This is a genomic window from Gammaproteobacteria bacterium, assembly GCA_015709695.1.
Classification (GTDB): domain Bacteria; phylum Pseudomonadota; class Gammaproteobacteria; order Steroidobacterales.
On the sequence record CP054183.1, the window covers coordinates 40,238 to 60,233 of the forward strand.

At 70.9% G+C, this 19,996-nt stretch carries 20 protein-coding genes; 18 read left to right on the forward strand and 2 right to left on the reverse strand.

The features are described from left to right. Positions 1-74: 74 nt before the first annotated feature. Entirely contained in the window at positions 75-2,912 is a 2,838-nt protein-coding gene (uvrA, locus tag HRU81_00255; GenBank protein ID QOJ30668.1) for an excinuclease ABC subunit UvrA, read from the reverse strand. A 208-nt stretch (positions 2,913-3,120) separates the two neighbouring features. On the opposite strand from uvrA, the gene ssb reads away from it, so the two are divergent. From ssb to HRU81_00295, 8 genes are all read left to right on the forward strand, one after another. Then, complete coding sequence (gene ssb / locus HRU81_00260; GenBank protein ID QOJ30669.1) at positions 3,121-3,570, forward strand: single-stranded DNA-binding protein; 450 nt, start codon at positions 3,121-3,123, stop codon at positions 3,568-3,570. A gap of 25 nt (positions 3,571-3,595) precedes the next feature. Then, positions 3,596-4,936: a tRNA (N6-isopentenyl adenosine(37)-C2)-methylthiotransferase MiaB gene (miaB, locus tag HRU81_00265; GenBank protein QOJ30670.1), complete on the forward strand. Its 1,341-nt coding sequence runs from the start codon at positions 3,596-3,598 to the stop codon at positions 4,934-4,936. Continuing rightward, positions 4,933-5,967, forward strand: coding sequence for a PhoH family protein (locus tag HRU81_00270; GenBank protein ID QOJ30671.1), 1,035 nt, complete (start codon positions 4,933-4,935; stop codon positions 5,965-5,967). The genes miaB and HRU81_00270 overlap by 4 nt, the downstream gene beginning before the upstream one ends. 25 nt (positions 5,968-5,992) lie before the next feature. Continuing rightward, complete coding sequence (gene ybeY / locus HRU81_00275; protein QOJ33211.1) at positions 5,993-6,451, forward strand: rRNA maturation RNase YbeY; 459 nt, start codon at positions 5,993-5,995, stop codon at positions 6,449-6,451. Further along, a complete protein-coding gene (locus HRU81_00280; GenBank protein QOJ30672.1) occupies positions 6,448-7,311 on the forward strand; it encodes a CBS domain-containing protein in 864 nt (287 codons plus the stop codon). Before ybeY ends, HRU81_00280 begins: the two co-directional genes overlap by 4 nt. Positions 7,312-7,325: 14 nt before the next feature. Continuing rightward, positions 7,326-8,825, forward strand: a complete 1,500-nt coding sequence (gene lnt, locus HRU81_00285; GenBank protein ID QOJ30673.1) for an apolipoprotein N-acyltransferase — start codon at positions 7,326-7,328, stop codon at positions 8,823-8,825. A 214-nt stretch (positions 8,826-9,039) separates the two neighbouring features. Next, a complete protein-coding gene (locus HRU81_00290) occupies positions 9,040-11,646 on the forward strand; it encodes a leucine--tRNA ligase (protein QOJ30674.1) in 2,607 nt (868 codons plus the stop codon). Further along, positions 11,633-12,145, forward strand: a complete 513-nt coding sequence (locus HRU81_00295; GenBank protein QOJ30675.1) for a hypothetical protein — start codon at positions 11,633-11,635, stop codon at positions 12,143-12,145. The genes HRU81_00290 and HRU81_00295 overlap by 14 nt, the downstream gene beginning before the upstream one ends. A 41-nt stretch (positions 12,146-12,186) precedes the next feature. Here the strand turns inward: HRU81_00295 and hisI are convergent, their stop codons facing one another. Beyond that, positions 12,187-12,675 carry a phosphoribosyl-AMP cyclohydrolase gene (hisI, locus tag HRU81_00300; GenBank protein ID QOJ30676.1) on the reverse strand — a complete coding sequence of 163 codons (489 nt, stop codon included), beginning with the start codon at positions 12,673-12,675 and terminating at the stop codon, positions 12,187-12,189. Between the two features lie 108 nt (positions 12,676-12,783). On the opposite strand from hisI, the gene HRU81_00305 reads away from it, so the two are divergent. From HRU81_00305 to rng, 10 genes are all read left to right on the forward strand, one after another. After that, complete coding sequence (locus HRU81_00305) at positions 12,784-14,163, forward strand: cysteine--tRNA ligase (protein QOJ30677.1); 1,380 nt, start codon at positions 12,784-12,786, stop codon at positions 14,161-14,163. Between the two features lie 24 nt (positions 14,164-14,187). Next, the gene (locus HRU81_00310) at positions 14,188-14,601 is read left to right on the forward strand and encodes a SufE family protein (GenBank protein ID QOJ30678.1); all 414 of its coding nucleotides are present in this window, start codon (positions 14,188-14,190) and stop codon (positions 14,599-14,601) included. Continuing rightward, positions 14,598-14,903, forward strand: a complete 306-nt coding sequence (yidD, locus tag HRU81_00315; protein ID QOJ30679.1) for a membrane protein insertion efficiency factor YidD — start codon at positions 14,598-14,600, stop codon at positions 14,901-14,903. The genes HRU81_00310 and yidD overlap by 4 nt, the downstream gene beginning before the upstream one ends. A gap of 58 nt (positions 14,904-14,961) precedes the next feature. Next, the gene (locus HRU81_00320; protein ID QOJ30680.1) at positions 14,962-15,219 is read left to right on the forward strand and encodes a Trm112 family protein; all 258 of its coding nucleotides are present in this window, start codon (positions 14,962-14,964) and stop codon (positions 15,217-15,219) included. 73 nt (positions 15,220-15,292) lie between these two features. Further along, positions 15,293-16,321 (forward strand): DNA polymerase III subunit delta, encoded by a 1,029-nt coding sequence (locus tag HRU81_00325; protein ID QOJ30681.1) that lies wholly within the window; start codon positions 15,293-15,295, stop codon positions 16,319-16,321. Then, complete coding sequence (gene nadD / locus HRU81_00330; GenBank protein QOJ30682.1) at positions 16,318-17,061, forward strand: nicotinate-nucleotide adenylyltransferase; 744 nt, start codon at positions 16,318-16,320, stop codon at positions 17,059-17,061. The genes HRU81_00325 and nadD overlap by 4 nt, the downstream gene beginning before the upstream one ends. After that, complete coding sequence (gene rsfS / locus HRU81_00335; GenBank protein ID QOJ30683.1) at positions 17,015-17,362, forward strand: ribosome silencing factor; 348 nt, start codon at positions 17,015-17,017, stop codon at positions 17,360-17,362. Before nadD ends, rsfS begins: the two co-directional genes overlap by 47 nt. A 106-nt stretch (positions 17,363-17,468) precedes the next feature. Further along, positions 17,469-17,933: a 23S rRNA (pseudouridine(1915)-N(3))-methyltransferase RlmH gene (gene rlmH / locus HRU81_00340; protein QOJ30684.1), complete on the forward strand. Its 465-nt coding sequence runs from the start codon at positions 17,469-17,471 to the stop codon at positions 17,931-17,933. A 2-nt stretch (positions 17,934-17,935) separates the two neighbouring features. Continuing rightward, positions 17,936-18,532 carry a septum formation inhibitor Maf gene (gene maf / locus HRU81_00345; protein QOJ30685.1) on the forward strand — a complete coding sequence of 199 codons (597 nt, stop codon included), beginning with the start codon at positions 17,936-17,938 and terminating at the stop codon, positions 18,530-18,532. Further along, complete coding sequence (gene rng / locus HRU81_00350) at positions 18,529-19,995, forward strand: ribonuclease G (GenBank protein ID QOJ30686.1); 1,467 nt, start codon at positions 18,529-18,531, stop codon at positions 19,993-19,995. Before maf ends, rng begins: the two co-directional genes overlap by 4 nt. The last annotated feature ends 1 nt before the right edge of the window (position 19,996 follow it).

The following is a 19,996-nucleotide window of genomic DNA, read 5'->3' on the forward strand; positions in this document are numbered from 1 at the left end:
CGGGACGTTCACCGGAAGGGCCGGGATCGCAGGATCCCGGCCCTTTCTGTTGCCGCCCCGCTGGCGCTGCCGGTTCAGGCGCTGCGGCTGCGTGCCAGCACCGGCGCCAGGAAGTGACCGGTGTGCGACCCCGGGTTGGCGGCCACCGACTCCGGTGTGCCGATGGCCACCACCTCGCCGCCACCATCGCCACCCTCCGGGCCGAGGTCGATGATCCAGTCGGCGGTCTTGACCACGTCCAGGTTGTGTTCGATCACCACCACCGTATTGCCCTGCTCGCGCAGGCGCAGCAGCACGGCCAGCAGCTGCGCGACATCCTGGAAGTGCAGGCCGGTGGTCGGCTCGTCGAGGATGTAGAGCGTCCTGCCGGTGGCGCGCTTGGCCAGTTCCCTGGCGAGTTTCACCCGCTGGGCCTCGCCACCCGACAGGGTGGTGGCATTCTGGCCAAGCCGCAGGTAGCCCAGGCCGACGTCCGCAAGGGTCTGGAGCCGGGCGGCAATGGCCGGGATGTTGGCGAAGAAGCCGAGCGCCTCCTCGACGGTCATGTCCAGCGCCTCGCTGATGCTGCGTCCCTTGTAGCGGATCTCCAGTGTCTCGCGGTTGTAGCGCCGTCCCTGGCAGACATCGCAGGGCACGTACACGTCGGCCAGGAAATGCATTTCCACGCGGATCACGCCGTCGCCCTGGCAGGCCTCGCATCGCCCGCCCTTGACGTTGAAGCTGAAGCGGCCGGCGTCGTAGCCGCGGGAGCGGGCTTCCTGGGTTGCCGCATAGAGCTCGCGCATCGGCGTGAACAGGCCGGTGTAGGTGGCCGGGTTGGAGCGCGGGGTGCGGCCGATCGGGCTCTGGTCGATGTCGATGACACGGTCGATGTGCTCCAGCCCGTCGATGCCATCGCAGGGCGCGGCGTCGTGGCTGGTGCCGTTGAGCCGCTCCGCCGCATGCCGGTACAGGGTGTCGTTCACCAGCGTCGACTTGCCGGATCCCGACACGCCGGTGACGCAGGTCATCAGGCCGACCGGGATCGCCACCGTGACGCCGCGCAGGTTGTTGCCCCGGGCACCGCGCAGCGTCAGGGCGAGTTGCGGGTCGGGCGGCTGGCGCTGTTGCGGCAGCGGGATGCCCAGCCGGCCGGCGAGGTACTGGCCGGTGAGCGAGCGCGGCGAGCGCATGACCTCGTCGGGCGTGCCCTGGGCGATGACCTCGCCGCCATGCGTGCCGGCGCCGGGGCCGAGATCGATGACGTGGTCGGCGGCGCGGATGGCTTCCTCGTCGTGCTCGACCACGATGACCGTGTTGCCCACGTCGCGCAGATGGGTGAGGGTGCCGAGCAGGCGCTGGTTGTCCCGCTGGTGCAGGCCGATGGACGGCTCATCGAGGATATACAGGACGCCGACCAGCCCCGAGCCGATCTGGCTGGCCAGGCGGATGCGCTGCGCCTCGCCCCCGGAGAGCGTCTCGGCACTGCGGTCGAGCGTCAGGTACTCCAGGCCCACGTCGGCCAGGAAACGCACCCGGCTGCCGATCTCGCGCACGATGCGCGTGGCGATCTCGCCCCGCCAGCCGCCGAGCGACAGGCCATCGAAGAAGGCCAGCGCCTGGCTGACCGACAGCCCGGCGACGTCCGGCAGCGAACGCCCGGCGACGAACACGTTGCGTGCCGCGGCGTTGAGCCGGGTGCCGCCACAGTCGGGGCAGGGCTGGAAGCTGAGATAGCGGGCCAGCTCGTCGCGCACCACGGCCGATTCGGTCTCGCGGTAGCGGCGCTCCAGGTTCGGCAGGATGCCCTCGAAGGCGTGGCGGCGGGTGACGGTGGTGCCGCGCCCGGTGGTGTAGCGGAACTGGATTTCCTCGCCCTTGCTGCCCTGGAGGAGCAGGCGCTGGATGCGTTCCGGGAGTTCCTCGAACGGCACTTCGAGGTCGAAGCGATAGTGCGCCGCCAGCGATTGCATCATCTGGAAGTAGTACGTGTTGCGGCGGTCCCAGCCGCGGATGGCGCCACCGGCGACCGACAGCTGCCGGTGGTGGACGACACGCTCGGCGTCGAAGAATTCCCGCACGCCTAGGCCGTCGCAGGCCGGGCAGGCGCCCGCCGGGTTGTTGAAGGAGAACAGGCGCGGCTCCAGCTCGGGCACGCTGTAGTTGCAGGTCGGGCAGGCGAAGCGTGCCGAGTACACCGTCTCGGGCCCGCCGCCTTCCAGGGGCGCGGTCCTGGCGACGCCGCCCGAGAGGCCCAGTGCCGTCTCGAAGGACTCCGCCAGCCGGGTGGCGATGTCCGGCCTGACGCGCAAGCGGTCCACGACCACCTCGATGCTGTGCTTGCGCCGCCGGTCGAGCTTCGGCAGCGCATCGAGCTCGTGCACCACGCCATCGATGCGTGCGCGCACGAAGCCGCGTGCACGCAGGTCGGCGATCAGCTGCGTGTGCTCGCCCTTGCGGTCATCCACCACGGGCGCCAGCAGCATCAGGCGCATGCCCTCGGGCAATGCCAGCACCTGGTCCACCATCTGGCTCACGGTCTGCGCCGCCAGGTCCGTGCCATGGTCCGGGCAGCGGGGCACGCCGGCACGGGCGTAGAGCAGGCGCAGGTAGTCGTAGATTTCCGTCACCGTGCCCACCGTCGAGCGCGGGTTGTGGGAGGTGGACTTCTGCTCGATGGATATGGCCGGCGACAGGCCCTCGATGTGGTCGAGGTCGGGCTTCTCCATCATGGACAGGAACTGCCGGGCGTAGGCCGACAGCGACTCCACGTAGCGCCGCTGGCCTTCGGCGTAAATGGTGTCGAAAGCCAGCGAGGACTTGCCCGAGCCCGACAGACCGGTGATGACGACAAGGCGGTCCCGGGGGATGTCGACGTCGACATTCCTGAGGTTGTGGGTGCGCGCACCGCGGATGCTGAGGAACTGGGTCATGGCGGCTTCGGCTGGGGGGAAACCGCTCACTATAGGGCGGCTGGCAGCGCGGTCCCAAGCGTGGGGGCCGGACCAATCCGGGCCATCGCCGCGAATTCGAGGATGTGTTTTCCGGGGGCGGGCCCTAGAATAGCCGAGAGGTTCCGGCTTGCCTGTGGTCAGCCCTTGCAACCTTGATATAAATCAACACGTTAAAGAGGATCCTCCCATGGCGAGAGGCATTAACAAGGTCATCCTGATCGGCAATCTCGGCCAGGATCCGGAAACCAAGTACATGCCGAGCGGTTCGGCGGTCACCAACCTGCGCATCGCCACCAGCGAGGTGTTCAAGGACAAGGAAACCGGGCAGCAGCAGGAGCGCACCGAGTGGCACAGCGTGGCCATGTTCGGTCGGCTGGCGGAAATCGCCGGTGAGTACCTGCGCAAGGGCTCGCAGGTGTACATCGAGGGCCGCCTGCGCACGCGCAAGTGGCAGGACAAGCAGGGCCAGGACCGCTACTCGACGGAGATCGTCGCCAACGAGATGCAGATGCTGGGCGGCAAGGGCGGCGGCATGGGTGGCGGCATGGAGCCGGGCGCCGAGCCGCGCGAGCGGCCGGCCTCCAGGGCGCGGGCCGCCGAGCCCGCGGCGGAGCTCGATGACGACATCCCGTTCTGAGCGGAGGGACGGTCGCGCCCCGCCCATGCCAGGCAAGCTCTACATCAAGACCTTCGGCTGCCAGATGAACGAGTACGACACCGCCCGCATGGCGGACGTACTGCGCGAGAGCCACGGACTGCTGCCCACCGCGGACCCCGCCGAGGCGGATGTCCTGCTGCTCAATACCTGTTCCATTCGCGAGAAGGCCCAGGAGAAGGTGTTCTCCCACCTGGGCGTCTGGCGCGAGCTCAAGGCGCTGCGGCCGGAGGTGGTCATCGGCGTCGGCGGCTGCGTCGCCAGCCAGGAAGGCGAAGCGCTGCTGGCGCGTGCGCCGTTCGTCGACCTCGTGTTCGGTCCGCAGACGCTGCACCGCCTGCCGGCGATGATCGACGGCTTGCGTGACCGCGGCCTGCCGCAGGTGGACGTCAGCTTCCCCGAGATCGAGAAATTCGACTGCCTGCCCGAGCCGCGCGCCGAGGGCCCGAGCGCGTTCGTCTCCGTCATGGAGGGCTGCAGCCGCCGCTGCAGCTTCTGCGTGGTGCCCTACACGCGTGGCCGGGAAGTCAGCCGGCCCCTGGAGGACGTGGTGCGCGAGGTCGGCACCCTCGCCCGGCAGGGCGTGCTCGAGGTCAACCTGCTGGGGCAGAACGTCAACGCCTACCGTGGCATCGATGCCGCGGGGCGCAAGGCGGACCTGGCGACGCTCATCGGGCGGGTGGCGGCCATCCATGGCATCGGGCGCATCCGCTTCACCACCTCCCATCCGCTGAATTTCGGCGAGCGCCTGATCCAGGCCTATGCCGAGGTGCCGCAGCTCGCCACCTTCCTGCACCTCCCGGTGCAGAGCGGCTCGGATCGCATCCTCGCCCTGATGCGCCGCGGCTACAGCGGCCTGGAGTACCGGCAGAAGATCGCGGCGCTGCGCGCGGTGCGCCCGGGCATCAGTGTCTCCAGCGATTTCATCGTCGGCTTCCCCGGCGAGACCGATGCGGATTTCGAGGCCACCATGGCGCTCATCGCCGATGTCGGCTTCGACCAGTCCTTCAGCTTCATCTACAGCCCGCGGCCCGGCACCCCGGCAGCGGACATGCCCGGGCAGGTGCCGGACGAGATCAAGCACCGCCGGCTGGAGGCGCTCCAGGCGCTGGTCAATGCCCAGGCCCGGGCCATCAGCGCCGGCATGGTCGGCGGCCGGCAGCGCGTGCTGGTGCAGGGCCCGTCGCGGAAGGATCCGCGCCAGCTCGCCGGGCGCAGCGAGAACAACCGCTGGGTCAACTTCGACGGCGACCCACGCCTGGTCGGCCGCTTCGTCGACGTGATCGTCACCGAGGCGCTGCCCAATTCCCTGCGCGGCCGGCTGGTGGCCGGCGTGGCGGCCGCTTGAACGCCGTCATCGCCACCGAGGAGCTGCTGCTCGAGCCGGCCGACAACCGCGTGCTCGCCAATCTCTGTGGCCAGCGCGACGAGCACCTGCGCCAGCTCGAGCAGCGGCTCGGCGTGCAGATCAGCAACCGCGGCAACCATTTCCGGGTGATGGGCCCGGCGGAGGCCGCACGCCTCGGCGCCAGGCTGTTGCGTGAACTGTTCGTCATGGCGGGCAGCGAACGCATCGATCCGCAGCGCCTGCACGTCTTCCTGCAGGAGTCGGCGGTGAACGAGCACCTGGAGGAGGCCGGTGGCGGGGCGGCAGGCGCGGCGGAGGGCGAGGCGCTGCGCACCCGCCGCAGCCACATCCGGCCGCGCGGCCCCAACCAGCGTGCCTACATTTCCAGCATCCGCGACAACGACCTGTGCTTCGGCATCGGCCCCGCGGGGACCGGCAAGACTTATCTCGCGGTGGCGAGCGCCGTCGAGGCGCTGGAGCAGGAGCGGGTGCGCCGCATCGTGCTGGTGCGTCCGGCGGTGGAGGCGGGCGAGCGGCTGGGCTTCCTGCCCGGCGACCTGGCGCAGAAGGTGGATCCCTATCTGCGGCCGATGTACGACGCCCTCTACGAGATGCTGGGTTTCGACCGGGTAGCCCGCCTGGTGGAGCGCAACATCATCGAGGTGGCGCCGCTCGCCTACATGCGCGGCCGCTCGCTCAACGAGAGCTTCATCCTCCTCGACGAGGCGCAGAACACCAGCGTCGAGCAGATGAAGATGTTCCTGACGCGCATGGGCTTCGGCTCGCGGGCGGTGGTGACCGGCGATGTCACCCAGGTGGACCTGCCGCGCCGCCAGCTCTCCGGCCTGCGCCACGTCATGCAGGTGCTGCAGGGTGTCCAGGGCGTGAGCTTCACCTTTTTCTCCCCGCGCGACGTGGTGCGCCACGCGCTGGTGCAGCGCATCGTCGAGGCCTACGAGGCGGCGGAGAAGGCCGGGGACGGACCCGGGAACGGCAGCGATGACCCGCAGCCCGGTACGCCGCCGGCCTGAGGGCCCGGCGGCCATCGAGTTCCAGATGGCCACCCGCGCGGCGGCACTGCCGCGCGGCTCGGACCTGGCGGGCTGGGCGGCGGCGGCCGGGGCCGGCCCGCGGCGCGTGGTCACCCTGCGCCTGGTCGGCTGGCGAGAGGGCAGGCGGCTGAACCAGCGCTTCCGCGGCAGGGACGGGGCCACCAACGTGCTGGCATTCCCGGCTTCCGCCGAGGCTGCGGCTGCGGAACTCGGTGACCTGGTGATCTGCCTGCCCCTGGTGCTGAGGGAAGCGCGCGAGCAGGGCAAGGCGCCGCGGGCCCACCTGGCGCACCTGGTGGTGCACGGCACCCTGCACCTGCTGGGCCATGATCACGACAAGCCGGCCGCAGCCCGTAAAATGGAGGATCGCGAGGTGAGGATCCTGCGCCGGCTCGGGTTTCCCGACCCGTACCGCCAGGCACCGGTGCCCGCGGCCGCCGCCAGGAAACGCAAACGAGCATGACAGACGAACACCAGCCGGCCCCGGAGGCCGAGGACGAGGAACCCACCCTTTACGGCCGGCTGCGCCGCCTGATGACGGGCGAGCCCGCGACGCGCCAGGACATCGTCGACATCCTCAGGGAGGGGCGCTGGAACGCGGTGCTCGATCCCGACGAGGTGGCGATGCTGCAGGGTGTCCTGGAGGTGGCCGAGACCCAGGTGCGCGACGTCATGGTGCCGCGCTCGCAGATGGTGGTGCTGGAACGCGATGCCCCCAAGGCGGAGATCCTGCACGCCATCGTCGACAGCGGCCATTCGCGCTATCCGGTCATCGGCGAGGACCGCGACGAGGTGGTTGGCGTGCTGCTCGCCAAGGACATCCTGCATTACTTCGTGGAGACACCGGAGCAGGAATTCGACCTGCGCCGCTTCATCCGCCCGGCCATCGTCATCCCGGAGAGCAAGCGGCTGAACACGCTGCTCAAGGAGTTCCGCATCAACCGCAACCACCTCGCCATCGTCGTCGACGAGTACGGTGCCACTGCTGGCCTGCTCACCATCGAGGACGTGCTCGAGGAGATCGTCGGCGAGATCGGCGACGAGTACGACGCCCAGGAGGCCGAACCCATCCAGAAGCAGGACGGCAACCGCTTCCAGGTGCTGGCCCTGACCCGCGTCGAGGACTTCAACCGCTACTTCGGCTGCAGCATCAGCGACGAGGACTACGACACGGTCGGCGGCCTGGTGATGTACGAACTCGGCCGCCTTCCCCGCCGCGGTGAGGTGGTGAGCTGCCAGGGTTTCCGCTTCAGGGTGCTGCAGGCCGACCGCCGCCGGCTGCACACCCTGGAAGTCACGCCCGAACCGCCCGCAGCGGACTGACGGGGCGCCGCGCCTTGCTGTTGCGCCCGTCCCGCTCCACCACGGCGCGCGGCCGCCTCGGCGCCGCGCTCGCCGGCCTGATGCTGCCACTGGCATTCGCCCCCTTCGGCTGGTACTGGCTGGCGCCGCTGGCCATGCTCGGCTTGTTCGCGACCTGGGACACGGCGCCGGCCGAGGCGGCCCGGCGCGGCTTCCTGTTCGGCGCCTGCGCCTTCGGCGCGGGGACCTGGTGGCTCTACGTCAGCGTGCGGCTGGTCGGCGGCACGCCGTTGCCGGTGGCGGTGCTGCTGCTCGCCGGCCTGGTCGCGCTGATGGCCGCCTGGTATGCGGCCAGCGGTTACCTGGCGGCACGCTGGGCGACGGGCTCGATGGCATTCGATGCCTGCGTGCTGATGCCGGCGTCGTGGCTGCTGGCCGAGTGGCTGCGTGGCTGGGTGTTCACCGGCTTTCCCTGGCTGAGCATCGGCTACGCCATGGTCGACGGCCGCCTCGCCGCCTGGGCGCCCGTCGGCGGCGTCTACGCGGTGACGCTGGTGGCGGGCGTGATGGCGGGCGCGGTGCTGACGCTGTTTCGCGACGGCACGCGGGACCGGACCGCGGCCTCGGCAGTGCTGCTGGTGCTGACGCTCGCCACCTGGCTGCTCTCGGGCCATCACTGGACGACGCCGGCCGGTGCGCCGCTGCGGGTGAGCCTGGTGCAGGGCGCCGTCCCGCAGCTGCTCAAGTGGCTGCCGGGCGAACGCCGGGCCACCATGGAGCGCTACTACGACATGACCGCGCCGCTGTCCGGCCGAGACCTGGTGATCTGGCCGGAAGCCGCCATCCCCGCGCCGGATGACCGTGTCGCGGAATACCTGCAGGCCCTGCGCGGACTGGCTGCCGGCCTGCACACCCAGCTGCTGGTCGGCATCCTGACCCACGATGCGGCGCGCGACGAATACCGCAACTCGCTGCTGGCGCTGGGTGCGGAGGCCGGCGTCTACCACAAGCGGCATCTGGTTCCCTTCGGCGAGTTCTTTCCGGTGCCGTCGTTCGTGCGCAGCTGGATGCGCATGGCCAACCTGCCCTTCGACGACCTCGAGGCCGGTGGCCGCCAGCAACGTCCGCTGCTCGCCGCAGGCGTGCCGCTGGCACCCACCATCTGTTACGAGGATGCCTACGGCGCCGAGCAGCTCGATTTCCTGCCCGAGGCACGGCTGCTCGTCAGCGTCAGCAACGATGCCTGGTTCGGTGACACCATCGCGCCGCACCAGCACCTGCAGATCGCGCGCATGCGCGCGCTGGAAACCGGCCGCTACCTGGTCCGCAGCACCAACACCGGCATCACCGCCATCATCGACCAGCGCGGCCGGCTGCGCGCCGTGGCACCGCAGTTCGAGCCCGCTGTCCTGGACGGCGAGGCGCAACCCTACGAAGGCGCCACGCCCTACGTCCGCACCGGCAACTACCCCGTGATCCTCCTCGCCCTCGCCGGCATCGCCGCCGCGCTGACCACCCGCCGCAGAGCCGCCTGATCCACCCGGCGCCGATTCCCCACGGCGCTGGAAGCGCCCGGAGGCGGGGGCCTCCGAACCAGGCGAGTATCGGGGAGCGACTTCGGAGGCCCCCGCCGCAAGGGCGCCCGCCAAGCGCTCACGCCAGGCGCGCCCGCCAGGCGCGCCCGCCAGGCGCTCCGCCCCGGGCAAAGCCAGCCCCCCAGCCCGCTGGTGTATCCTGTCCCGCCTGCCGATGCCGACGACGACTCCCGTGACTGAAGTACCCTACCGGCCCGCCGAGGTCGAAGCCGAAGCCCAGGCCTACTGGGACGCACACCACTCCTTCCGCGCCACCGAAGACGCCGCGAAGGAAAAGTTCTATTGCCTCTCCATGTTCCCGTACCCCAGCGGCCGGCTGCACATGGGGCATGTGCGCAACTACACCATCGGCGACGTCATCAGCCGCTACCAGCGCATGCGCGGCAGGAACGTGCTGCAGCCCATGGGCTGGGACGCCTTCGGGCTGCCCGCGGAGAACGCCGCCATGGCCAACGGCGTGCCGCCGGCCAGATGGACCTACGACAACATCGACTACATGCGCCGGCAGCTGAAGTCCCTCGGGCTCGCCATCGACTGGGACCGCGAACTCGCCACCTGCAGGCCCGACTATTACCGCTGGAACCAGTGGCTGTTCCTGCGCATGCGCGAGCGGGGCATCGCCTACAAGACCACCGGTGTCGTCAACTGGGACCCCGTCGACCAGACCGTGCTCGCCAACGAGCAGGTGGTGGACGGGCGCGGCTGGCGCACCGGCGCGCTGGTGGAGAAGCGCGAGATCCCGATGTACTACCTGCGCATCACCGCCTACGCCGATGAGCTGCTGCAGGCGCTCGGCGGCCTCGCCGGCTGGCCCGAGCGGGTGCGCACCATGCAGGCCAACTGGATCGGCCGCTCCGAGGGCCTGGAGATCGACTTCCCCGTCGAGGATCGCGACGAGCGTCTCACCATCTTCACCACGCGGCCGGACACGCTCCATGGCGTCACCTACATGGCCATCGCCGCCGAGCACCCGCTGGCGCTGGCTGCCGCGCAGGACAATGTCGAGCTGCGCGTATTCATCGACGAGTGCCGCCATCAGGCCGTCACGGAAGCCGCCATGGAGACCGCCGAGAAGCGCGGCATGCCCACCGGTTTCCACGCCATCCATCCATTGACCGGGCAGCGCCTGCCGGTCTGGGTCGCCAATTTCGTGCTCATGACCTACGGCACCGGCGCGGTCATGTCGGTGCCGGCCCACGACCAGCGCGACTGGGAGTTCGCCCGGCGCTATGGCCTGGCCATCCACGAGGTCATCCGGCCGGCGGACGGCTCGCTACCCGACCTGGAGAGTGCCGCCTACACCGAGCACGGCGTGCTCATCAATTCCGGACCCTTCGACGGCCTCGGCTTCCGTGCCGCCTTCGACGCCATCGCCCGCCACCTGGAAGGTCAGGCCACCGGCAGGCGCCGCACCCACTGGCGCCTGCGCGACTGGGGCATCTCGCGGCAGCGCTACTGGGGTTGCCCGATCCCGCTGGTGCATTGCCCGGCCTGCGGCGAAGTGGCGGTGCCGGACGAGCAGCTGCCGGTGGTCCTGCCCGAGGACCTGGTGCCGGATGGCAGCGGCAACCCGCTGGCGAAGCTCGCGGCGTTCCGCGACTGCGCCTGCCCGAAGTGCGGCGGGCCGGCGCGGCGCGAGACCGACACCATGGACACCTTCGTGGACTCGTCCTGGTATTTCCTGCGCTACGCCAGTGCCGACCAGCACCAGCGCATGATCGACGGGCGCGCGGCGTACTGGCTGCCGGTGGACCAGTACATCGGCGGCATCGAGCACGCCATCCTGCACCTGCTGTACTCGCGCTTCTGGACGCGGGTGATGCGCGACCTCGGCCTGGTGAAGCTCGACGAGCCCTTCACCAACCTGCTGACGCAGGGCATGGTGCTCAACGAGATCTTCTTCCGCCGGCCGGCTTCCGGGCGCATCGAGTATTTCAACCCGGCGGATGTCCGTGTCGAGAACGACGAGCGCGGCCGGCGCATTGCCGCGACGCTGCTGGCGGACGGCCAGCCGGTGGAGTCCGGCGGCATCGGCACCATGTCCAAGTCCAAGGCCAACGGCGTGGACCCCAACCGGCTGGTGGAGGAGTTCGGTGCGGATACCGCCCGGCTGTTCATCATGTTCGCCGCGCCGCCTGAGCAGTCGCTGGAGTGGTCCGACGAGGGCGTGCAGGGGGCGTTCCGGTTCCTCAAGCGCCTGTGGCGTGCGGTGCACCAGCACGCCGCCGGCGGGCCCACGGATGCGGCCGACCATGCCGCCCTGGGCGATGCGCAGAAGGCCCTGCGGCGCAGCCTGCACCAGGCCATCGCCAAGGTGAGCGACGACGTCGGCCGCCGCTATACCTTCAACACCGCCATTGCCGCCAACATGGAGCTGCTCAACGAGCTCGCCCGCTTCCAGCCCGCCACGCCGGCCGACCGCGCCGTGGTGCAGGAGGTCCTGGAAGGCGTGGTGCTGATGCTCTCGCCCATGGTCCCGCACATCTGCCACCGCCTGTGGCGGGTTCTGGGCCATGACGGGGCGGTGGTCGACGAGCGCTGGCCGGCGGTCGACGCGGACGCGCTCGCCGCCGACACGATCGAGATGGTGATCCAGGTGAACGGCAAGGTGCGGGGCCGCATCGGCATCCCGTCCGGGGCGGCCGAGGCGGCCGTCCGCGAGGCCGCGCTGGCCCATGCCGATGTCATCCGCCACGTCGGCGACAAGCCGGTGCGGCGGGTCATCGTCGTGCCGGGGAAGCTCGTCAATGTGGTGGTCTGAACGACGCTGGCGCCGCGGCGCCTGGTCGATGCTGGTGGTCCTCGGCAGCGTCCTGAACGCTGGCTGCGGCTTCCACCTGCGCGGCGACCTGAGCTACCCGCCGGCCCTGTCGGTCACCTACATCCAGGCGGACGATCACTACACGCCCTTCTATCGCAAGCTGAAGGCGGCGCTGCGCGACGGCGGCCTGCGGGTGACGTCGAATCCGGCGGAGGCGGGTGGCGTGATCCGCATCCTGCACGACGAGACCAGCCAGCGCGTGCTCTCGGTCTCGGCGCGCAACACGCCGGTGGAGTACGAGGTCTACTACATCCTGCGCTACGCGGTCGACATGGGTGGCAGGGAGGCGCTGCCACCGCAGCAGCTCTCGCTCAGCCGGTCCTACAACTACGACGAGACCGCGGTGCTCGGCAAGCGCGCCGAGGCGGACCAGCTGCGTGACAGCCTCGCCGCCGACATGGTCGGCAACGTGACCCGGCGGCTCAGCCTGCTGCAGTGAGCGGCGGAGGAAAGCCGCGCTTCACGCTGCCTCCCGCCTGATCAGAGCTTGGTCGGGTTGGGCGCGTCCCCGTAGACGTCCTTCGGATCGAAGACCTTCTCGGTGGTGGTGAAGGTCAGGGGCAGCGGGCCGCTGGCATCGCCGGCAGCGGCACCGACCGGTATCTCGCGGTAGAAACAGGAACGGTAGCCGACATGGCAGTTGGCGCCGCCGGCGGTCTCCACGCGCAGCCAGACGCAGTCCTGGTCGTCGTCGATCAGCAATGCCCTGACCTTCTGCACCAGGCCGCTGGTGCCACCCTTGTGCCACAGCACCTGGCGGCTGCGGCTGAAGTAATGGGCCTCGCCGGTCTCGATGGTACGGGCCAGCGCCTCGCGGTTCATGTAGCCGACCATCAGCAGCTCGCCCGTGGCGTGGTCGGTGGTGACGGCGGGGATCAGCCCGTCCGCGTCGAAGCGCGGCGCGAGCTCATGGCCTTCCTCCACCTGCTCGATGGTGCGGCGCGTCCCGAAAATCCTGCTGGTGTCCATGGTGTTCCCGCGTCTGGCGCCGGCGGGGACCGCCGGGCCGGCGGCCCCCGGGGGGCGGCTGCTATTATAGCGGGCCCATTCCGCAGTCCCGCAGGCCGCGCCGCAGCCATGGCCCTCACCTTCTACAACACGCTGACCCGGAGCAAGGAGACCTTCGTCCCGGGCAACCCGGAGCGGGTCACCCTCTACGTCTGCGGCCCGACGGTCTACAACTACCCGCATATCGGCAACGCCCGCCCGGCGGTGGTCTTCGACGTGCTGGCGCGGCTGCTGCGCCGGCACTACCGGCTGGTCTACGCCCGCAACATCACCGACGTGGACGACAAGATCAACGCCGCCGCCATCGCCGCCGGCTGCGGCATCGGCGACATCAGCAGCCGCTTCGCCGCCGCCTACCACCAGGACATGGCCGCGCTCGGCGTGCTGCCTCCGGACGTGGAACCGGCGGCCACCGCCCACATCGGCGACATGCAGGCCATGATCGGCACGCTGCTCGCCGGCGGCCACGCCTACGCCGCCGAGGGCCATGTGCTGTTCCGCGTGAAGTCCTTCCCGGGCTACGGCCAGCTCTCGCGCCGCGGCCAGCGCGAGCTGCTCGCCGGCGCGCGCGTCGAGGTGGCTCCCTACAAGGAGGGTGCGGGCGACTTCGTGCTGTGGAAGCCCTCGGATCCCGGGCAGCCGGGCTGGGACAGCCCCTGGGGCCGCGGCCGGCCGGGCTGGCACATCGAATGCTCGGCGATGGCGGCGCGTCACCTCGGCGAGACCATCGACATCCACGGCGGCGGCAACGACCTGATTTTCCCGCACCACGAGAACGAGCTGGCGCAGAGCACCTGCGCGCACCAGGGCGCCACCTTCAGCCGCTACTGGATGCACAACGGCTTCCTCAACGTGAACCACGAGAAGATGTCGAAGTCGCTGGGCAACGTGCTGCTGGTGCGCGAGCTGCTGGAGCAGGCGCCCGGCGAGGCGGTGCGCCTGGCGCTGCTCGCCGCGCATTACCGCCAGCCGCTCGACTGGAGCGGCGAGCTGCTGGGCCAGGCACGGCGCAACCTCGACCGGCTCTACGGCACGCTGCGTGACGTGGCGGGCTGGCAGGACGAGTGGCCGCAGGCGCAACCCGACGCCTCCTTCCTCGCCGCGCTGGAGGATGACCTCAATACGCCACGGGCGCTCGCCGCGCTGTTCGACCTGTCGCGTGACGCCAACCGCAGCGGGGACGAGGCGCAGCGGCGCCGGCTGGCCGCAAGCCTGCGCGCCAGCGGCGAGCTGCTCGGGCTGCTCGGCGCCCAGCCGGAAGCCTGGTTCACCGGTGCCACGGCAGCCGCGCTCAGCAATGCCGATGTCGAGCGCCTGCTCGCTGCCCGGCGCGATGCCCGTGCCCGCCGCGACTTCGCCGCCGCGGACCGCATCCGCGGCGAGCTGACCGCGGCCGGCATCAGCATCGAGGATGGCCCGGACGGCACGCGCTGGCGCCGCTCCGGCTGATCGCCACCGACGGACCATGCCAACATGAACGAGATCGAGCAGGCCGAGCGCGAGCTGATCGACGAATTCCAGGCCTTCGACAACTGGATGGACCGCTACCAGTACCTGATCGACATGGGCCGCAGCCTGCCGCCGTTTCCTGATGCACTGCGCACCGAGGACCGCCGCATCCATGGCTGCCAGTCGCAGGTCTGGCTGGCGACGACACGGCGGGGGGATCGGCTGGAGTTCCAGGCCATCAGCGATTCGGCCATCGTCTCCGGGCTGATCGCCGTGCTGATGCGGGTCTACAACGGCCGCCTCGCCGCCGAGATCGCCGCCAGCCGCCCCGACTTCGTCAAGGCCATCGGCCTCGACGCCCATCTGTCACCGACCCGCAGCAACGGCCTGCGGGCGATGCTCAAGGCCATTACGGGCGCGGCCGCGGAGGCCGCATGACCGCGGCGCCGCCGCGCGGCGCAGGACGCCCTGGGCCCGGCGCGCGCCTCGCCATCGGCGCCATCGACGCCTACCAGCGCTGGCTCTCGCCGCTGCTCGGCGCGCGCTGCCGCTTCCTGCCGAGCTGCTCCGCCTATGCCCGCGAAGCCATCGAGCGCTTCGGCCTGCTTCGCGGCGGCTGGCTCGGCCTCCGGCGCATACTGCGCTGCCACCCGTTCTGCGCCGGCGGCTGTGATCCGCTGCCCGAGCAGTTCAGCTGGCGGGGCGGTGCGCGCCGGCACCGCGGTGGCCCTGTGCTATAGTCCCGGGCATCGTGCAGCCGGCGCGAAAAGGGTTTTCGCAGACGGCGGGCCCGCGGAAATGGACAAGCGACTCCTCGACATCATCTGCTGCCCGGCGACTCACCTGCCCCTGGAGTTGCTCGCGGCCGAGCGTCTGTCCCGCCTGAACGCCGCCATCGCCGGCGGCACCATCCGCAACCAGGGCGAGCAGCTCCTGTCCGACAGCCTTGCCGAGGCGCTGGTGACCAGCAATGGCCACTTCGCCTACCCGGTGCGCGACGGCATGCCCATCCTGCTGGACCACGAGTGCATCGATCTCCGGCAGCTCTCCCCGTGAGGCCGCCCGTGCCGGCAGGCTCGCCGGGGCCGGCGGCGGCCGGGAGCGCAGGCCGGACCGGCGACGCCGCACGGTGAAGATCCCCGCCGACAGGCTCGCCGCGCAACTCGCCCGGGGCGTGGCGCCGCTCTACGTGCTCGCCTGCGACGAGCCGTTGCTGGTCGACGAGGCCCTCGCGGCCATCCGCCAGCAGGCGCGTGCCGCGGGTTGCGGCGAGCGCGAGAGCCACGTGGCCGAGCGCGGTTTCGACTGGGATGCGCTCGGCGCCAGCCTGAAGAACCTGTCGCTGTTCTCCAGCCGCCGGCTCGTGGAGCTGCGCCTGCCCGGCGGCAAGCCCGGTGACGCCGGTGCCCGTTTCCTGACCGCGCTGGCCGCCGCGGGCGACACCGGCAATGTTTTCGTGCTGCTGCTGCCCGCGCTGGATGCCGCCTCGGGCCGTTCGAAGTGGGCGACCGCCCTGGCGGAGGCCGGCGTGTGGGTGGAACTGCGCCCGCCGCGGCGCGAGCAGCTGCCCGCCTGGCTGCGCCAGCGCCTGCGGGCTGCCGGCCTCGATGCCGATGACGCCGCGCTGGACCTGCTGGCATCGCGCGTGGAAGGCAATCTGCTGGCCGCGAAGCAGGAGATCGACCAGCTCGTGCTGCTGGCGGGCGCGGGCCCGGTCACGCCCGGGGTGGTGCGCGATGCCGTCGCCGACGGCGCACGCTTCGACGTCTTCCAGCTGAGCGATGCGGCGCTGGCCGGGGACGCGGCCCGTGCGGCGCGCGTGCTCGCTGGCCTGCGACGCGAGGGCGAGGCCGAGGTGCTGGTGCTCTGGGCGCTGGTCCGCGACATCCTGCAGCTGGCCGACGTGCTGGCGAGGACCGCGCAGGGGCGCAGCGTCGAGCAGGCGCTGCAGGATGCCGGGGTCTGGCGCAGCCGCGCCGAGGCCTTCGGCCGGGCGGCACGCCGGCGCCGCGGCGCCGATGTCGGCCGTCTGCTAGGCAGCGCCGCGCGCGCCGACCAGGTGCTCAAGGGGGCGCGCCCCGGCAACGCCTGGAATGCGCTGCTGGAGGTCACCATGGAACTCTGTGGCGCCGCGCTGCCGCTGGCGGAGACGGCGTGAGCGATCAGCTCGGCCAGGGAGGCGGTCCGGTCGGCGTCTTCGGCGGCACCTTCGACCCGGTGCACCATGGCCACCTGCGCACGGCACTCGAGGTTCTCGAGGGCTGTGGCCTCGAGCAGCTGCGGCTGGTGCCCGCGCTGGTCCCGCCCCACCGCCCGCAGCCCCGCGCCCCGGCGCCCCTGCGCCTGGAGATGCTGCGACGGGCCGTGGCGGGCGAACCGCGGCTGGTGGTCGATGATCGCGAACTGCGTCGCGGCGGGCCGTCCTACACCGTCGACACGCTCGCCGAACTGCGCGCCGCGGTCGGCACACGACCGCTGTGCCTGGTGCTCGGCGCCGATGCCTTCCTCGGCCTGCCCGGCTGGCACCGCTGGCGCGAGCTGTTCGCCCTGGCGCACCTGGTGGTGGTCGAGCGTCCCGGCACGCGGCTCGAGCCGGACGCGGAGCTGGCTGCATGGCTTGCCGGCCGCCGCAGCGAGGATGCGGCGGCGCTGGCTGCCAGCAGCGCGGGGCTGCTGCGGATGCAGCCGGTGACACCGCTCGCCATCTCCGCGTCGGCGATCCGCGCGCTGCTGGCCAGTGGTGGCGATCCCCGATTCCTGGTGCCGGAGGCCGTGCGCGAGCTGATCATGGCCAGCCGGTGTTACCCATCGAATACCGGTCCCCCGGCCGGTTCCAAGGAGGCGCAACGGAGTGCAAAGCAAGAAACTCGCATCACTGGCCAAGGCGGCCCTGGATGACGTCAAGGCACGCGACGTGCGTGTCATCGACGTGCGCAAGCTGACCACCGTGGCGGACTACATGATCATTGCCACGGGCACCTCGGACCGCCATGTGCGTTCCATCGCCGACCGCGTTGCCGAGCGGGCCACGCAGGCTGGCTGCAAACCCCTGGGCCTGGAGGGCGAGGAAGCCGGCGAGTGGGTCCTGGTGGACCTCCAGGATGTCATCGTGCACGTGATGCTCGGCAAGGTGCGCGACCTCTACAAGCTCGAGAATCTCTGGGAGATGCAGGCCCCGCCGGCCGAAGCCGCCGTCTGATTCCTGCCGCGGCCCGGCAGTCACCGGTGGCGCGCGGCGCCGCCTGATGCCGTCGCGCCCGTCCCCCGGTATGCTGGCGGCCATATGAAGCTTCCGGGTCTTTTCCATGCACATCACCGTCGCAGCCGTCGGCACGCGGCTGGAGCCCTGGGTCTACGACGCCTTTGACGCCTACAAGGCCCGGCTGCCGCGGCACCTCGGGCTGGAACTCGAGGAGGTGCCGCTGGCGAGGCGTGCGGCGGGGACTGCCGCCGCTGTGGAGGCGGAGGGCGAACGCCTGCTGCGCCACGTGCGCCCCGGCGCGCTGACGCTGGCCCTCGACGAGCACGGCCGCCAGTGGAGTTCCCTGGAACTGGCCGGGCAGCTGCGGCTCTGGCTCGAGCGCCAGCCGCGCGTGGCCATCCTCGTCGGCGGCCCGGATGGCCTGTCCACCGCCTGCCGTGAGCGGGCCGACCGCATCTGGTCGCTGTCGCGGCTGACCTTTCCCCACGGCATGGTGCGGGTCCTGCTTGCCGAGCAGCTCTACCGGGCCTGGACCATCCTCCAGGGCCATCCCTACCACCGGGCCTGAGCATGACGCACACCGGTGAACCCGCGGTCTACCTTGCCTCGGCCTCGCCACGCCGGCGCCAGCTGCTGGCACAGATCGGCATCGACTGCGTCGCCATGGCGGCGGATCTCGACGAGAGCCTGCATCCGGGGGAGTGTGTCGAGGCCTACGTCGGGCGTCTCGCAGCGGCCAAGGCGCGGCGTGTGTGGGAGCAGGTGCGCGCGGTGGCGCCGCGGCCGGTGGTGGCGGCCGATACCGTGGTGGTCGCCGGCGCCGAGGTGCTCGGCAAGCCTGCCGATCAGGCCGATTGCCGGCGCATGCTGGCGCGCCTCTCGGGGACCGTGCACGAGGTGCTGACGGCGGTGACGGTCGTCTCGGCGGCTGGCGAGAGCAGCGCCCTCAGCCGCAGCCAGGTCGCTTTCCGGCCGCTGGCGCCCGCGGAGATCGACGCCTACTGGCGCAGCGGTGAACCCGCCGACAAGGCCGGCGGCTACGCCATCCAGGGCCGCGCCGCGATCTTCATCGAGGAGCTGCGCGGCAGCTACTCCGGGGTCATGGGCCTGCCGCTGTTCGAGACCGCGCGGCTGCTGGCCGGGCATGGCGTGCAGGTGCTCGCATGAAGGCGGAGATCCTCATCAACGTCACGGCCCGCGAGGCCCGGGCCGCGGTGGTGGCCAACGGCGTGCTGCAGGAAGTGCTGATCGAGCGCGCTTCCCGCCGCGGCCTGCTCGGCAACATCTACAAGGGCCGGGTGTCGCGGGTGCTGCCCGGCATGCAGGCGGCCTTCATCGAGGTCGGCCTGGAGCGCACCGCCTTCCTGCATACCTCGGATATTGCGCCGCCGCCGGGGCGGCCGGCCGCGGCCGAGGGACGCGAGACCGACATCCGCGACCTGCTGCGCGAGGGCGACGACATCCTGGTGCAGGTGCTGAAGGATCCCATCGGTACCAAGGGCGCGCGCCTGACCACCTTCATCACCGTGCCCTCGCGCTACCTGGTGCTGCTGCCGCGGGGCTCGGGCATCGGCATCTCCTCGCGGATCGCCGCCGAGGCGGAGCGCGAGCGCCTGAAGGCCGTGCTGGGCGGCATCATCGATCCGGCACGCGCCTGCGGCTTCATCGTGCGCACTGCCGCCGCGGGGGCCAGCGCCGAGGCGCTGCAGGCGGACATGCTGTTCCTGCTCAAGGTCTGGGACATGATCTGCGCCAATGCCCGCGACCTGCCTGCCGGGCACCTCGTGCACGAGGACCTGCCGCTGGCGGTGCGGGTGGCACGCGACATCGTCACCACCGACATCGAGCGCGTGCGCGTCGATTGCGCCGCGTCCTACGCCCGGCTGCGCGCCTTTGCCGACACCTTCATGCCCGGGCTGGCGCCGCTGATCGAGCACTATGCCGACGGCAGGCCGATCCTCGACCTCTACGGCGTGGAGGACGAGATCCAGAAGGCGCTGGAGCGGCGCGTGCCGCTGAAGTCCGGCGGCTACGTGGTCATCGACCAGACCGAGGCCATGACCACGGTGGACGTCAACACCGGTGCCTACGTCGGCCACCGCAACCTGGAGGAGACCATCTTCCGCACCAACCTCGAGGCGGCGGTGGCGATCGCGCGGCAACTGCGGCTGCGCAACCTCGGCGGCATCATCATCATCGACTTCATCGACATGATCGAGGCCCAGCACCGCGAGCAGGTGCTTGCCGCGCTGCGCAGCGCGCTCGACGAGGACCACGCGCACACCCAGATCACCCAGGCCTCGCCGCTGGGCCTGGTCGAGATGACGCGCAAGCGCACGCGGGAAAGCCTGGAGCACATCATGTGCCAGGCCTGCCCCACCTGTGCCGGCCGCGGTTTCGTCAAGAGCCCGGAGACGGTGTGCCACGAGATCCTGCGCGAGATCCTGCGCCAGCACCGGCAGTTCGCCATCCGTGAAATGGTGGTGCTGGCGCATTCCGACGTGATCGAGATGCTGCTCGACGAGGAAGCCTCGGGCCTGGCCGAAGTCTCCGACCTGACGGGCAGGCCCATCCGTCTGCAGGCCGAAGCCGGCTATGCGCCCGACCAGTTCGACGTGGTGCTGATCTAGC